Source organism: Bacteroides xylanisolvens (assembly GCF_018289135.1).
GTDB classification, from domain to species: domain Bacteria; phylum Bacteroidota; class Bacteroidia; order Bacteroidales; family Bacteroidaceae; genus Bacteroides; species Bacteroides xylanisolvens.
In genome coordinates this window covers 1949808-1964776 of the sequence record NZ_CP072216.1, presented here as the reverse complement: position 1 = coordinate 1964776, position 14969 = coordinate 1949808, and the positions used below count along the sequence as shown (strand labels likewise).

Annotated in this window: 13 protein-coding genes and 1 pseudogene; 13 read left to right on the top strand and 1 reads right to left on the bottom strand. The window is 44.7% G+C overall.

Features of this window, described 5'->3' with window-relative positions:
• Positions 1 to 28: 28 nt before the first annotated feature.
• The 9 genes and pseudogenes from INE92_RS08430 to galE form a co-directional block, all read left to right on the top strand.
• A pseudogene (locus INE92_RS08430) lies at positions 29 to 1192 on the top strand (ATP-binding protein); the annotation flags it as partial.
• A 287-nt stretch (positions 1193 to 1479) separates the two neighbouring features.
• Positions 1480 to 1905: a SoxR reducing system RseC family protein gene (locus INE92_RS08425; RefSeq protein WP_004317952.1), complete on the top strand. Its 426-nt coding sequence runs from the start codon at positions 1480 to 1482 to the stop codon at positions 1903 to 1905.
• A gap of 7 nt (positions 1906 to 1912) precedes the next feature.
• The gene (locus INE92_RS08420; RefSeq protein WP_004295582.1) at positions 1913 to 2866 is read left to right on the top strand and encodes a Fe-S cluster domain-containing protein; all 954 of its coding nucleotides are present in this window, start codon (positions 1913 to 1915) and stop codon (positions 2864 to 2866) included.
• 24 nt (positions 2867 to 2890) lie between these two features.
• Positions 2891 to 4228, top strand: coding sequence for an electron transport complex subunit RsxC (rsxC, locus tag INE92_RS08415; protein WP_004295583.1), 1338 nt, complete (start codon positions 2891 to 2893; stop codon positions 4226 to 4228).
• Positions 4229 to 4233: 5 nt separating this feature from the next.
• Positions 4234 to 5226, top strand: a complete 993-nt coding sequence (locus INE92_RS08410) for an RnfABCDGE type electron transport complex subunit D (RefSeq protein ID WP_004303572.1) — start codon at positions 4234 to 4236, stop codon at positions 5224 to 5226.
• Complete coding sequence (locus tag INE92_RS08405; protein ID WP_004309218.1) at positions 5223 to 5969, top strand: RnfABCDGE type electron transport complex subunit G; 747 nt, start codon at positions 5223 to 5225, stop codon at positions 5967 to 5969. Before INE92_RS08410 ends, INE92_RS08405 begins: the two co-directional genes overlap by 4 nt.
• Before the next feature lie 14 nt (positions 5970 to 5983).
• A complete protein-coding gene (gene rsxE, locus INE92_RS08400) occupies positions 5984 to 6568 on the top strand; it encodes an electron transport complex subunit RsxE (protein WP_004295586.1) in 585 nt (194 codons plus the stop codon).
• Between the two features lie 22 nt (positions 6569 to 6590).
• Entirely contained in the window at positions 6591 to 7163 is a 573-nt protein-coding gene (gene rsxA, locus INE92_RS08395) for an electron transport complex subunit RsxA (protein WP_004303570.1), read from the top strand.
• Positions 7164 to 7385: 222 nt separating this feature from the next.
• A complete protein-coding gene (gene galE, locus INE92_RS08390; RefSeq protein ID WP_004312756.1) occupies positions 7386 to 8420 on the top strand; it encodes a UDP-glucose 4-epimerase GalE in 1035 nt (344 codons plus the stop codon).
• A 256-nt stretch (positions 8421 to 8676) separates the two neighbouring features.
• Here galE and ispE read toward each other — a convergent pair whose 3' ends face one another.
• A complete protein-coding gene (gene ispE, locus INE92_RS08385) occupies positions 8677 to 9501 on the bottom strand; it encodes a 4-(cytidine 5'-diphospho)-2-C-methyl-D-erythritol kinase (protein WP_015531000.1) in 825 nt (274 codons plus the stop codon).
• A 234-nt stretch (positions 9502 to 9735) separates the two neighbouring features.
• Here ispE and dnaB point away from each other — a divergent pair, with 234 nt between their 5' ends.
• The 4 genes from dnaB to INE92_RS08365 all read left to right on the top strand — a co-directional run bounded on the left by dnaB (position 9736) and on the right by INE92_RS08365 (position 14899).
• Complete coding sequence (dnaB, locus tag INE92_RS08380; protein WP_004312759.1) at positions 9736 to 11298, top strand: replicative DNA helicase; 1563 nt, start codon at positions 9736 to 9738, stop codon at positions 11296 to 11298.
• Between the two features lie 112 nt (positions 11299 to 11410).
• Positions 11411 to 13873: a phenylalanine--tRNA ligase subunit beta gene (gene pheT, locus INE92_RS08375; protein WP_004312761.1), complete on the top strand. Its 2463-nt coding sequence runs from the start codon at positions 11411 to 11413 to the stop codon at positions 13871 to 13873.
• 33 nt (positions 13874 to 13906) lie between these two features.
• On the top strand, positions 13907 to 14644 hold the full coding sequence (locus INE92_RS08370; protein WP_008643715.1) for a YebC/PmpR family DNA-binding transcriptional regulator: 738 nt from the start codon (positions 13907 to 13909) through the stop codon (positions 14642 to 14644).
• Between the two features lie 9 nt (positions 14645 to 14653).
• Entirely contained in the window at positions 14654 to 14899 is a 246-nt protein-coding gene (locus INE92_RS08365; RefSeq protein WP_032843626.1) for a TIGR03905 family TSCPD domain-containing protein, read from the top strand.
• The last annotated feature ends 70 nt before the right edge of the window (positions 14900 to 14969 follow it).

The window sequence follows — 14969 nt, the reverse complement described above, 5'->3', positions numbered from 1 at the left end:
ATTGTAATTTAAATAATTTTAGAAGAGTATGAGTAGCAAGATATACCCCATTGGCATACAGAACTTTGAAAAAATCCGGACAGACGGTTATTTCTATATTGATAAGACTGCTTTGATTTATCAGATGGTGAAGACAGGCAGTTATTATTTCTTGAGCCGTCCCCGTCGTTTTGGAAAAAGTCTGTTGATATCTACGCTTGAAGCGTATTTCTTGGGCAAGAAAGAGCTTTTTGAGGGCTTGGCCATGGAAAAGCTGGAAAAGGATTGGATTACATATCCTATTTTTCATATGGACTTGAATACGGAGAAGTATGATACGCGGGAGAGCCTGGATAGTATATTGAATTTCACATTGGAGAAATGGGAACAGCAATATGGCACCGCTCCGTCAGAAACAACTTTTGCATTGCGTTTTCGCGGCCTTATTGAACGGGCTTACAAGCAAACCGGGCAACGGGTTGTCATTCTGATTGATGAATATGATAAGCCCATGTTACAAGCAATAGGTAATGAGGAGCTTCAGAAGGAATTCCGTAATACCATGAAAGCTTTTTATAGTGTGCTGAAGACCATGGATGGTTGTATTCAATTTGCATTTTTGACGGGAGTGACGAAATTCGGTAAGGTAAGCGTATTTAGCGATTTAAATAATCTCGATGACATCTCCATGCGGAATCAATACATAGATATTTGCGGAGTTTCTGAAAAAGAACTGCATGACGATCTGGAAATTGAACTGCACGAACTGGCAGATATAAAAGGGGTGAGTTATCATGAAATCTGCGACAAACTGCGGGAGTATTATGATGGTTACCACTTTACACACAATTCTATCGGAATATATAATCCGTTCAGTCTGCTGAATACTTTTAAATATAAAGAGTTTGGAAGTTATTGGTTCGAGACGGGGACTCCTACTTATTTGGTGGAATTGCTGAAAAAACATCATTATGATTTGAGACGTATGGCGCATGAGGAAACAAGTATCTCTGTACTGAATAGCATTGATTCTGCATCGGACAATCCTATCCCGGTGATTTATCAGAGCGGTTATCTCACTATCAAAGGGTATGACGAAGAATTTGGAATTTATAGTTTAGGCTTCCCTAATCGCGAAGTAGAGGAAGGATTTATTAAATTTTTGCTTCCCTTTTATGCGAACACCAATGCGGTAGAGTCGGAGTTTGAAATATAGAACTTTAACGCGAAAATGCGTAATATTGAGAAATGGATAGTGGAGTAATCTGTGAAATAATTGATGGAAAATCCCGGCTGAAGAAATAAAACGGCTGGGATTTTTTGTTTAGGATGTCTATTTGCCATTCTTGAAAAATATCAAATGGTAGCTATATCTTTTCCGTGTGCGATAACGAAAACGCAAAAAATAACAATTTATTATGTAGAAAAAGTTGGGGGAATGCTTCGTAGTTCACAAATAATGATTAAATTTGCCGCGATTTGTAATGCGGAGTTTGCAAAATGACGAATAATACTATAAAGCATCTAGGTATTGTGGAAAACATCCAAGGTTCTCATCTGTCGGTGAGGATTGTCCAGACATCGGCTTGCGCGGCTTGTAGCGCAAAGGGGCATTGTTCCTCGGCGGATAGTAAGGACAAAATCATAGATATTATAGATACCGCGGCTTCTTCCTATCAGGTGGGAGAGAAGGTGATGGTGGTCGGCGAAACGTCGATGGGCATGATGGCAGTGGTATTGGCTTTCGTACTTCCTTTCGTACTTCTTATATTTTCATTGTTTCTTTTGATGGCGTGGATAGAGAATGAGTTGTATGCAGCACTTCTTTCTCTGGCTGTCCTTATACCTTATTATTTCGTTTTGTGGCTCAATAAAACGCGACTCAAACAACAATTTTCATTTACTATAAAACCAATAAATAACTAAAAACATTATGAATTTGATTCTGATTGCAGTGATTTCATTGGGAGCTATAGCGCTCGTGCTGGCCGCTATTCTTTATGTGGCTTCCAAGAAATTTGCCGTGTATGAAGACCCGCGGATTGCCCAGGTGGGAGAAGTGCTTCCCCAGGCTAATTGTGGTGGATGTGGCTATCCCGGTTGTAGCGGCTTTGCCGACGCTTGCGTCAAAGCCGGTTCGCTGGATGGTAAATTCTGCCCCGTAGGCGGACAGCCTGTCATGGCACAAATTGCTGATATCCTAGGGCTTGCAGCCGGAGAAGCTGAACCGATGGTAGCAGTGGTAAGATGTAACGGAACGTGTATGAATCGTCCGCGTATTAATCAGTACGACGGTGCGAAGAGTTGCGCTATTGCCGCTTCGCTCTATGGTGGGGAAACGGGTTGTAGTTACGGATGTCTGGGGTGTGGTGACTGTGTGGCTGCCTGCCAGTTCGATGCCATCCACATGAATCCTGAAACAGGACTTCCGGAAGTGGATGAAGCGAAATGTACCGCTTGCGGTGCCTGTGTGAAGGCTTGTCCGAAGGCGATCATCGAAATCCGTCCGCAAGGAAAGAAATCACGCCGTGTGTATATCTCTTGTGTGAATAAAGACAAGGGAGCTGTGGCACGCAAGGCTTGTACGGTGAGTTGTATCGGCTGTGGCAAATGCGTGAAGACTTGTCCGTTCGAAGCTATCACGTTGGAGAACAACTTGGCTTACATCGATCCGCACAAGTGTAAATCTTGCCGGAAATGTGTGGAAGTCTGTCCGCAGAATACCATTATCGAATTGAATTTCCCGCCGAGGAAACCGAAAGAAGAAGCTCCGGCTGCTCCAAAACCGGCTGCTGTTTCTAAAGAAGCGGTGGAAACTCCTGCACCGGCGGCAAAAGTGGAAACTCCTGCTGAAAAGGCTACAGAAGCTCCGAAAGTAACAGAATAATAACAGAATAAAATACAGAACTGTATGTTAAAGACATTTTCAATTGGTGGAGTTCATCCACACGAAAATAAATTGTCGGCACATCAACCTATTATCACAGCGGAAGTTCCTGCAAAGGCTGTTATTTTGCTGGGGCAGCACATTGGTGCGCCTGCAAAACCGGTTGTAGCGAAAGGGGATGTGGTAAAGGTAGGCACTAAGATTGCTGAACCTGCCGGCTTTGTTTCGGCAGCAATTCACTCTTCGGTCAGTGGTAAAGTGGCGAAGATTGATACTATTGTCGATGCCAGCGGTTATGCGAAACCTGCTATCTTTATCGATGTGGAAGGCGACGAATGGGAAGAAACAATCGACCGTAGCGCCACACTGGTGAAGGAATGTGAACTTCCGGCAGAAGAGATCGTGAAGAAAATTGCCGATGCCGGAATCGTTGGTCTGGGTGGTGCTTGTTTCCCTACACAGGTGAAACTTTGTCCTCCTCCTTCTTTTAAAGCTGAATGTGTGATTATCAATGCCGTAGAATGTGAACCTTATTTGACTGCCGACCATCAGCTGATGCTGGAACACGCGGAAGAAATCATGGTAGGTGTTTCCATCCTGATGAAAGCGGTGAAAGTGAATAAGGCATTTATCGGAATCGAAAATAATAAGCCCGATGCTATCGAACTGATGACTAAAGTAGCTTCCAGCTATGCAGGCATCGAAGTCGTTCCCTTGAAGGTGAAATATCCGCAAGGAGGTGAAAAGCAGCTGATCGATGCGATCACCAAACGTCAGGTGGCGAGCGGTGCGTTGCCTATCTCTACGGGAGCAGTCGTGCAGAACGTGGGAACGGCGTTTGCCGTTTATGAAGCTGTGCAGAAGAATAAACCGTTGTTTGAACGGGTGATTACCGTGACGGGAAAGTCGGTTGCGAAGCCGTCTAATTTCCTGGCCCGTATCGGTACACCGATGAAACAGTTGATTGACGCTTGCGGTGGTCTGCCCGAAGATACGGGTAAGGTGATCGGTGGCGGTCCGATGATGGGTAAGGCGTTGGTAAATATCGAGGTTCCTACTGCGAAGGGCAGTTCCGGCATCCTGATTATGAACCGGAAGGAAGCCAAACGTGGTGAAGCTCAAACCTGCATCCGTTGCGCGAAGTGCGTGAGTGCCTGTCCGATGGGACTGGAACCGTACTTGCTCGGAGCCTTGTCTGAAAACGGAGATTTTGAAACAATGGAAAAAGAAAGAATCATGGATTGTATCGAGTGCGGCTCTTGCCAGTTCACTTGTCCTGCCAACCGTCCGCTGCTCGACTATTGTCGTCTGGGTAAAGGCAAAGTGGGAGCTATGATTCGTGCACGTCAAGCTAAAAAATAACGAATATGGAAAATAAATTAATCGTATCACTATCGCCCCACGTTCATGGCGGAGACAGCGTACAGAAAAATATGTATGGCGTGCTGATTGCACTGATTCCGGCTTTTCTGGTGTCTCTCTATTTCTTCGGACTGGGTGCCCTGATTGTCACGGCTACTTCCGTTGCGGCTTGTTTGTTCTTCGAATGGGCGATCGGAAAATATTTAATGAAGAAACCGACCACCACCATCTGCGACGGCTCTGCCATCATCACAGGTGTGTTGTTGGCATTTAATTTACCGTCTAACTTGCCTATCTGGATTATCATCCTCGGTGCACTGTTTGCTATCGGTGTAGGCAAAATGTCTTTCGGCGGATTAGGCTGCAATCCTTTCAACCCGGCATTGGCAGGCCGCGTATTCCTGCTGCTTTCTTTCCCGGTGCAGATGACCAGCTGGCCGGTAGTCGGACAGTTAACCGCTTATACGGATGCTACCACCGGTGCCACTCCGCTGGCCTTGATGAAGCAAGCCATTTACGGTGACACTGCCGCTTTAAGCCAGATTCCGGACGCATTGACCTTGCTGATCGGACAGAATGGCGGATGCTTGGGTGAAGTGAGTGCGCTGGCTCTGCTGATCGGACTCGTTTATATGCTCTGGAAGAAAATCATCACCTGGCATATTCCTGTGTCTATCCTGGCTACTGTGTTTGTCTTTGCAGGCATCATGCACCTGGCAGATCCGGAAAAATACGTTTCTCCGGTATTGCAGTTGCTTTCCGGTGGTCTGATGCTGGGTGCTGTCTTTATGGCAACCGACTATGTGACTTCTCCGATGAGTAAGAAAGGGATGCTGATCTATGGTGTATGTATCGGTCTGCTGACGGTAGTTATCCGTCTGTTCGGCGCCTATCCCGAAGGTATGTCGTTCGCCATCCTGATTATGAATGCGTTCACTCCGCTGATTAACACCTATTGTAAACCAAAACGCTTTGGGGAGGTAGCGAAGAAGAAATGAAAAAGTTAGAATCATCTTTAAAGAATATGTTGCTGGTACTTACGGGAGTGACTGCTATTTCCGTTGCGTTGCTGGCTTATGTAAATGAACTGACAAAAGGCCCCATTGCCGAAGCGAACGCGAAGACACTGAACGAGGCCTTGAAAAAGGTTCTTCCCGAATTTACCAATAATCCGGTAGCGGAAAGCGATACGATCTTCAGTGAGAAAGACGGAAAGAAGAATGTTGACTTTATCGTTTATCCGGCTAAGAACGGTGAAGAACTTGTAGGAACCGCTGTCGAAGCTAAATCAATGGGATTTGGCGGTGAACTGAAAGTGCTGGTAGGCTTTAATGCCGAAGGGAAAATCTATAACTACTCTCTGTTGGCTCACACGGAAACTCCGGGATTGGGCTCTAAAGCCGACAAATGGTTCGGAGCGTATGATCCTGCGAAAGGAGAAAAGGCAGTATCTCACGAAGAGAGTACGAAATCTATTTTGGGTATGAATCCGGGTGAAGCTCCGTTGACCGTCAGTAAAGATGGGGGAGCAGTGGATGCCATCACAGCTTCTACCATTACTTCACGCGCTTTCTTGAATGCCGTGAATGCTGCTTATCAAGCCTATAAGGCCGAAGGCGGGGAAGTGAACGGGGTAACCGGTGCTTCTCAAAAAGCGAAAGGCGCGGACGCAGATGCTGCTGACGCTGCTACGGGAGCTACGATTAAAGTTGAACTAACTGATTCAGTCAGTGCTAAATAAGAAAGGAGACAGATATGAATAACTTTAAAGTAATGATGAACGGGATTATTAAAGAGAATCCTACGTTTGTACTCCTGCTCGGTATGTGTCCTACATTGGGTACTACGTCGTCGGCTATCAATGGTATGGGTATGGGACTGGCTACCATGTTCGTATTGATCTGCTCGAATGTGGTGATTTCTTTAATAAAGAACCTGATTCCGGACATGGTGCGTATCCCATCGTTTATTGTGGTGATCGCATCCTTCGTGACCTTGCTTCAAATGGTGATGCAGGCTTACGTGCCGGGACTGTATGCTACACTCGGTCTTTTCATTCCGTTGATTGTAGTGAACTGTATTGTACTGGGACGTGCCGAAGCCTTCGCTGCCAAGAATAACGCAGTTGCTTCTATGTTCGACGGTATCGGTATGGGGCTTGGCTTTACCATCGCCCTAACCTTGCTGGGTGCTGTCCGCGAGTTTTTGGGAACCGGTAAAATCTTCGATTTGACCATCATGCCGGAAGAATATGGAATGTTGGTGTTTGTATTGGCTCCGGGCGCTTTCATCGCTTTGGGATACCTCATTGCGCTGATTAACAGTTTCAAGAAAGCCTAATTCAATTAAATAAGAAAAGAATATGGAATATATATTGATATTTATTTCGGCAATCTTTGTAAACAACATCGTGTTGTCGCAGTTCCTGGGTATCTGTCCGTTCCTGGGCGTATCTAAGAAAGTAGAAACTGCGATGGGTATGAGCGCTGCGGTTGCTTTCGTGTTGACCATCGCTACCATCGTTACCTTCCTGATTCAGAAATTTGTGTTGGATGTTTTCGGGCTGGGATATTTGCAGACGATTACGTTCATTCTGGTCATTGCCGGATTGGTGCAGATGGTGGAAATCATTCTGAAAAAAGTATCGCCTGCTCTGTATCAGGCGTTGGGTGTGTTCTTGCCGCTGATTACAACCAACTGTTGTATTCTTGGTGTGGCTATCCTGGTGATTCAGAAAGACTACGACCTGCTGACAGGTGTTGTGTACGCGTTTTCTACGGCCATCGGTTTCGGTCTGGCACTGGTGCTTTTTGCCGGATTGCGCGAACAGATGAGCCTCGTGAAAGTACCTAAAGGAATGCAAGGCACTCCGATTGCCTTGATTACCGCCGGTTTGCTTGCTATGGCATTCATGGGATTCTCCGGCGTGGTGTAAGGATTTACAGTTGATAATTAAATAGGGGATTGGAAGCTCTGCTGTATGGGTCATACAGCTTTGAGTTTCCAATTCTTTTTTATACCTGATTGCCACCCAATCGTACCTAAATTACTTTTCAGCAAATAAAATTGTGGCAAATTATTGCTATTCCATTTTATTTCCATACATTTGTAACTCAAACAATGATAAGCCGAGAAACTAACCATTTTTATAAAGTATATGAAAGAAAGAATTTTAGTAACAGGCGGGACAGGATACATAGGGTCTCATACTGTTGTAGAACTACAAAACAGTGGATATGAAGTAATCATCATCGATAATTTATCAAATTCAAGTGCTGATGTTGTTGACAATATAGAGAAAGTTTCCGGTATTCGCCCAGTTTTTGAAAAGCTGGATTGTCTGGACTTTGCTGGTCTTGATGCAGTATTTACAAAATATAAAGGAATTAAGGCGATCATTCACTTTGCAGCGAGCAAAGCAGTAGGAGAATCGGTACAGAAACCGTTGCTTTACTACCGTAATAACCTGGTTTCTTTGATTAACCTTCTCGAACTGATGCCAAAACATGGAGTAGAAGGTATTGTGTTCTCTTCTTCCTGTACAGTATACGGCCAGCCGGATGAACTACCGGTAACGGAAAAAGCTCCGATCAAGAAAGCGGAATCGCCATACGGAAATACGAAACAGATCAATGAAGAGATTATTCGTGATACGGTAGCTTCAGGTGCTCCGATCAATGCGATCATGTTGCGCTATTTCAACCCGATTGGCGCGCATCCTACTGCATTGCTGGGTGAACTGCCTAACGGGGTTCCTCAAAACCTGATTCCATATCTGACCCAGACAGCCATCGGTATCCGTGAGAAACTTAGCGTGTTTGGTGACGATTATGATACACCGGACGGTTCTTGTATCCGTGACTTTATCAATGTTGTTGACTTGGCTAAAGCCCACGTGATTGCTATTCGTCGTATCTTGGAAAAGACACAAAAAGAAAAAGTGGAAGTGTTCAATATCGGTACAGGACGTGGCGTTTCTGTATTGGAATTAATAAATGGCTTTGAAAAAGCCACCGGCGTAAAATTGAATTATCAGATTGTCGGACGTCGTGCAGGCGACATTGAAAAAGTTTGGGCGAATCCGGATTTTGCAAACCAGGAACTGGGTTGGAAGGCTGTAGAAACTTTGGAAGATACTTTACGTTCTGCATGGAACTGGCAGCTGAAACTCCGTGAAAGAGGGATTCAATAAAAGAGATTTGTTTTAAAATAAACATAAAAGATTAAACAAATCGTGCATGCGATTTGTTTATCTGATGCTAATCGACCTGAAGCTGTTTATGAGTATGCGAATATACGTAAATAGTACTTATGCCTCCCCGGCATAGACAGGAAAGATTGCATAGTAGTTTTGTCGTGTTTTATTTTGTGTTTGTGTTGTGACGGTACTACGACGTGAGTCGTGGTACCGTTTTTTGTTCGCCCAGTATGGGCGAACAAAACTATGTTTATAGCTTTCCTTTGAAACAGAAAACGTCGCTTTCTCCCATTGTTTCCGGTAAAGAAGTTCCGGGGGCGAACAGTCCGAACACTGAAGAGCCGGAGCCGCTCATGGATGCGTAGATTGCTCCTTGATGATAGAGCTCTTCTTTGATTTCTTCGATAACGGGATGTTGCGGGAATACACTTGCTTCAAAATCATTGATTAGGATATCCTTCCATTCTGCAACTGGACGCAGGATTGCCTCTTTGACCGGATATTCCGGACGGTGCGGGTGGATATTTGAAAAGGCTTCCCGGGTAGAAACGAAAACGTTCGGCTTGACGATCATGATTTGGTAACCGCTTAATGAAAGCTCGATTGGTGAGAACAGGTTTCCGATCCCTTCGGCATAGGTCGGCTTGTTTTTAATAAAGAAAGCACAGTCCGCTCCCAAAGTGGCGGCATATACCTCCAGCTGTTCTTCAGATAATTCCAGCTGAAAATGATCATTGAGCAACTTCAGCATAAAAGCGGCATCGGATGAACCGCCCCCCAGTCCGGCTCCCGAGGGAATATGCTTATATAAATGAATTTCGACAGGGGGAAGATGAAACTCCTTATCCAGCAATGAATAGGCCTTTGCCACCAGGTTGTCTTCCGGATTGCCGGCTATCTCCATGCCATACTGGTGGAGGATAATCTTCTTTTCTGTTTCAGAAGAAGTACGGATTTCGAGAGCGTCTTCGAGGGCTACCGGATAGAAAACGGTTTCCAGATTGTGATATCCGTCCGGGCGTTTTTCCGTGATGGAAAGTCCCAGGTTTATTTTGATATTAGGAAAAGCGAGCATAAGGTTATTTACTATTTTACAATTTACGATTTACTATTTGCAGTGCCGCACATGACAATTAATCATGTGTTGAATGTAATTCGGGAGCAAAGTTAGTAAAATCTTCATTTTTCCTTATCCATTCTTCATGATTATATTCTATCTTTGTCGTCCCGACTGGAAAAACTCTGTTATAAAGGAGTCTGTCTAGTCGTAAAATAGTAAATAGTAAATTGTAAAATAGTAAATACCTCGATGGCCGAACAGAAAAGAAATACCCGCAATACAAAGTCTACTAAGGTACAACCGGTAAATGATTATGGACGTATTCAGCCACAGGCACCTGAATTGGAAGAAGCAGTTCTGGGAGCTTTGATGATTGAAAAGGATGCTTACTCATTGGTGAGTGAGATTCTTCGTCCCGAATCTTTTTACGAACACCGGCATCAGTTGATTTATTCTGCTATCACCGATCTTGCGGTGAATCAGAAACCGGTGGATATTCTGACTGTAAAGGAACAACTTAGCAAACGCGGAGAATTGGAAGAGGTGGGAGGCCCGTTCTATATTACTCAATTGAGTAGTAAGGTGGCTTCATCAGCGCATATTGAGTATCACGCCCGTATTATTGCGCAAAAATCTTTGGCGCGTGAGTTGATTACGTTTACAAGCAATATCCAGAGTAAGGCGTTTGATGAAACGCTGGATGTGGACGACTTGATGCAGGAAGCGGAAGGTAAACTTTTTGAGATTTCGCAGCAGAACATGAAAAAGGATTATACGCAGATCAATCCGGTGATTGACGAAGCCTATAAGCTGATTCAGAAGGCTGCGGCGCGAACCGACGGTTTGAGTGGTCTTGAGAGTGGTTTTACAAAGCTCGACAAGATGACTTCCGGTTGGCAGAATTCCGACCTTATCATTATCGCTGCACGTCCTGCGATGGGTAAGACCGCCTTTGTCCTTTCTATGGCTAAGAATATTGCTGTCGATTATCGGAACCCGGTGGCGTTGTTCTCGCTTGAAATGAGTAACGTTCAGTTGGTGAACCGTTTGATTGCGAATGTCTGTGAGATTCCGAGTGAGAAGATCAAAAGTGGACAGTTGGCAAATTATGAATGGCAGCAATTGGACTATAAACTGAAGAATCTGATGGATGCACCGCTTTACGTGGATGATACTCCGTCTCTGTCTGTATTTGAACTTCGAACAAAAGCGCGTCGTCTGGTACGTGAACATGGGGTGAGAATCATTATTATTGACTACCTTCAGTTGATGAATGCGAGCGGTATGGCGTTTGGTAGCCGCCAGGAAGAGGTTAGTACCATTTCCCGTTCGTTGAAAGGACTGGCGAAAGAGTTGAATATTCCGATTATCGCACTGTCGCAGTTGAATCGTGGTGTGGAAAGTCGTGAAGGTATTGATGGTAAACGTCCGCAGTTGAGTGACCTTCGTGAATCGGGAGCCATCGAGCAGGATGCCGATATGGTGTGCTTTATCCACCGTCCGGAATACTATAAGATTTATCAGGATGATCGTGGTAATGACCTGCGTGGTATGGCGGAGATTGTCATCGCCAAGCATCGTAATGGTGCGGTAGGCGAGGTGCTGCTCCGGTTTAAGGGAGAATTTACCCGTTTCTCCAATCCGGAGGACGATATGGTTATCCCGATGCCGGGTGAGCCTGCCGGGGCTATGTTAGGATCGAAGATGAATACAGGTGATGCCGGCTCGATGCCTCCTCCTCCCGCGCCTGATTTTGCACCGCAGACAGCGAATCCGTTCGGAGCACCGGGGGATGGACCTTTGCCGTTCTAGTTGCGTCCTTTGTGGTGAAATAACGCGCAATTTTTTATCAAACCTTCTCGGTCAACCGAAAAATCTTATTAACTTTGCGAATCTTTTTGAGAAACAATAAAAAATTAAGTATATGAATATCTCTTATAACTGGCTGAAAGAGTATGTCAACTTCGACCTGACGCCCGATGAAACGGCTGCTGCGTTGACTTCTATCGGCTTGGAAACAGGTGGTGTAGAAGAAGTGCAAACCATTAAAGGTGGTTTGGAAGGACTTGTGATCGGTGAAGTGCTGACCTGCACGGAACATCCTAACTCTGACCATTTGCATATTACTACTGTTAATCTGGGAGACGGTGAACCGGTACAGATTGTTTGTGGTGCCCCGAATGTGGCTGCCGGACAGAAAGTGGTGGTAGCTACTTTAGGTACGAAACTTTATGACGGTGACGAATGTTTTACCATCAAGAAATCAAAAATCCGTGGGGTAGAATCTACAGGTATGATTTGTGCTGAAGACGAAATTGGGATCGGTACGGATCATGCAGGTATCATCGTATTGCCGGAAACTGCTGTTCCGGGTACGCTTGCCAAGGATTATTATAATATCAAGAGCGATTATGTACTGGAAGTGGATATCACGCCTAACCGTGCGGATGCCTGCTCTCACTATGGGGTAGCTCGTGACCTGTATGCTTATCTGATTCAGAACGGTCGTCAGGCAACTTTACAACGCCCGTCAGTGGATGGCTTTAAAGTGGAAAACCATGACTTGAATATCGAAGTGAAGGTTGAAAACAGCGAAGCTTGTCCGCATTATGCCGGTGTTACCGTGAAAGGTGTAACAGTGAAGGAGAGTCCGGAATGGCTGCAAAACAAATTGCGCCTGATCGGTGTGCGTCCTATTAATAATGTAGTGGATATTACGAACTATATCGTTCATGCTTTCGGTCAGCCGTTGCATTGCTTCGATGCCGGAAAGATTAAAGGCAACGAAGTGATTGTGAAAACAATGCCCGAAGGTACTCCGTTCGTTACGCTGGATGAAGTGGAACGTAAGTTGAACGAACGCGACCTGATGATTTGCAACAAGGAAGAGGCCATGTGTATTGCCGGCGTATTCGGTGGACTGGACTCCGGTTCTACGGAAGCTACGACAGACGTATTCATCGAAAGTGCTTATTTCCATCCTACATGGGTGCGTAAGACGGCTCGTCGTCATGGCTTGAATACGGATGCTTCTTTCCGTTTCGAACGTGGTATCGATCCGAACGGTGTGATTTATTGCTTGAAACTGGCTGCTTTGATGGTGAAAGAACTGGCTGGCGGTACGATTTCTTCTGAAATAAAAGATGTATTCACTACTCCTGCACAGGATTTTATCGTCGATCTTGCTTACGAAAAAGTACATTCTTTGGTAGGTAAAGTGATTCCGGTAGAGACAATCAAGAGCATTGTGACCAGCCTGGAAATGAAGATTACCAATGAAACGGCAGAAGGACTGACACTGGCTGTTCCTCCTTATCGTGTAGACGTGCAGCGTGATTGCGATGTGATTGAAGATATTCTTCGTATCTATGGATATAATAATGTGGAAATTCCGACTACGCTGAACTCCAGTCTGACTACAAAGGGTGAGCACGACAAGTCAAATAAATTACAGAATCTGATTGCAGAGCAATTGGTGGGTTGCGGATTCAATGAAATTCTGAACAACTCACTGACTCGTGCTGCTTATTATGATGGGTTGGAGGCTTATCCGTCCAATCACCTGGTGATGTTGCTCAATCCGTTGAGTGCTGATTTGAACGCTATGCGTCAGACTTTGCTGTTCGGCGGACTGGAAAGCATTGCTCATAACGCCAATCGTAAGAACGCTGATTTGAAATTCTTCGAATTCGGTAACTGTTATTATTTCAATGCTGACAAGAAGAACGAAGAGAAGGTACTGGCTCCTTATTCGGAAGATTATCACCTGGGCTTGTGGGTAACCGGTAAGAAGGTTTCCAATTCATGGGCGCATGCGGATGAAAATAGTTCGGTGTATGAATTGAAAGCGTACGTAGAAAATATATTAAAGCGTCTGGGACTGGATTTGCACAATCTGGTTGTAGGTAATCTGACAGACGATGTTTTTGCTGCCGCACTCTCTGTCAACACAAAGGGCGGAAAACGTCTTGCTTCTTTCGGTATTGTAACTAAGAAGCTGTTGAAAGCATTTGATATCGACAATGAAGTATATTACGCCGACTTGAACTGGAAGGAATTGATGAAAGCCATCCGTTCTGTGAAGATCAGCTACAAGGAAATATCCAAATTCCCTGCTGTGAAACGCGACTTGGCATTGTTGCTTGATAAGAATATACAATTTGCCGAAATCGAAAAGATTGCATACGAAACAGAGAAGAAGCTGTTGAAAGAAGTGGAACTCTTCGATGTATATGAAGGTAAGAACCTCGAAGCGGGTAAGAAGTCGTATGCGGTGAGCTTCCTGCTTCAGGATGAAAACCAGACTTTGAATGATAAGATGATTGATAAGATCATGTCGAAACTGGTGAAGAACCTGGAAGATAAACTGGGTGCCAAACTTAGATAAACTTAAAATTGTCATTATTAAAAATATAAACCAATGGGAAGAGCATTTGAATATAGAAAGGCCGCTAAACTGAAAAGATGGGGCCACATGGCTAAAACTTTTACAAGACTGGGTAAACAAATCGCTATCGCTGTAAAGGCAGGCGGTCCGGAACCAGAAAACAACCCGACGCTGCGTTCGGTGATCGCTACTTGTAAGCGTGAAAACATGCCGAAGGATAACATTGAACGTGCTATCAAAAACGCAATGGGTAAAGACCAGAGCGACTACAAGAGCATGACTTATGAAGGATACGGCCCTCACGGTATTGCTGTGTTTGTAGACACATTGACAGACAACACAACTCGTACGGTGGCTGATGTTCGTTCGGTATTCAATAAGTTCGGTGGCAATCTGGGTACAATGGGTTCTCTTGCGTTCCTTTTCGACCACAAATGTGTGTTCACTTTCAAGAAGAAAGACGGATTGGATATGGAAGAACTGATTCTCGATCTGATCGACTATGACGTGGAAGATGAATATGAAGAAGATGATGAAGAGGGAACAATTACTATCTATGGTAATCCTAAGAGCTACGCCGCTATTCAGAAGCATTTGGAAGAATGTGGGTTTGAAGATGTCGGTGGAGACTTCACTTATATCCCGAACGACTTGAAAGAGGTTACTCCGGAACAACGCGAAACATTGGATAAGATGATCGAACGTCTGGAAGAATTTGATGATGTGCAGACTGTCTATACCAACATGCAACCGGAAGAGGGTGAAGAGTAAAGTAAGGTTATGGAATATGTTTATAAGACCCAGGGAACTTGCAGCACGAATATCGAACTGAATGTGGAAGATGGAGTGGTGAAGGAAGTTGCTTTCTGGGGAGGATGTAATGGTAACCTTCAAGGTATTTCCCGCCTTGTGAGAGGAATGAAGGTGGAGGAGGTGATCGCAAAACTTGAAGGAGTGCGTTGTGGTGGCAGGCCGACATCTTGTCCCGATCAATTATGTCATGCATTGCATGAGATGGGATATTGATTGATCTTCATTTATGTAAATTATATATTGATTTGTGGCCTCTGGCAATTGGTTTGTCGGAGGTCATTTT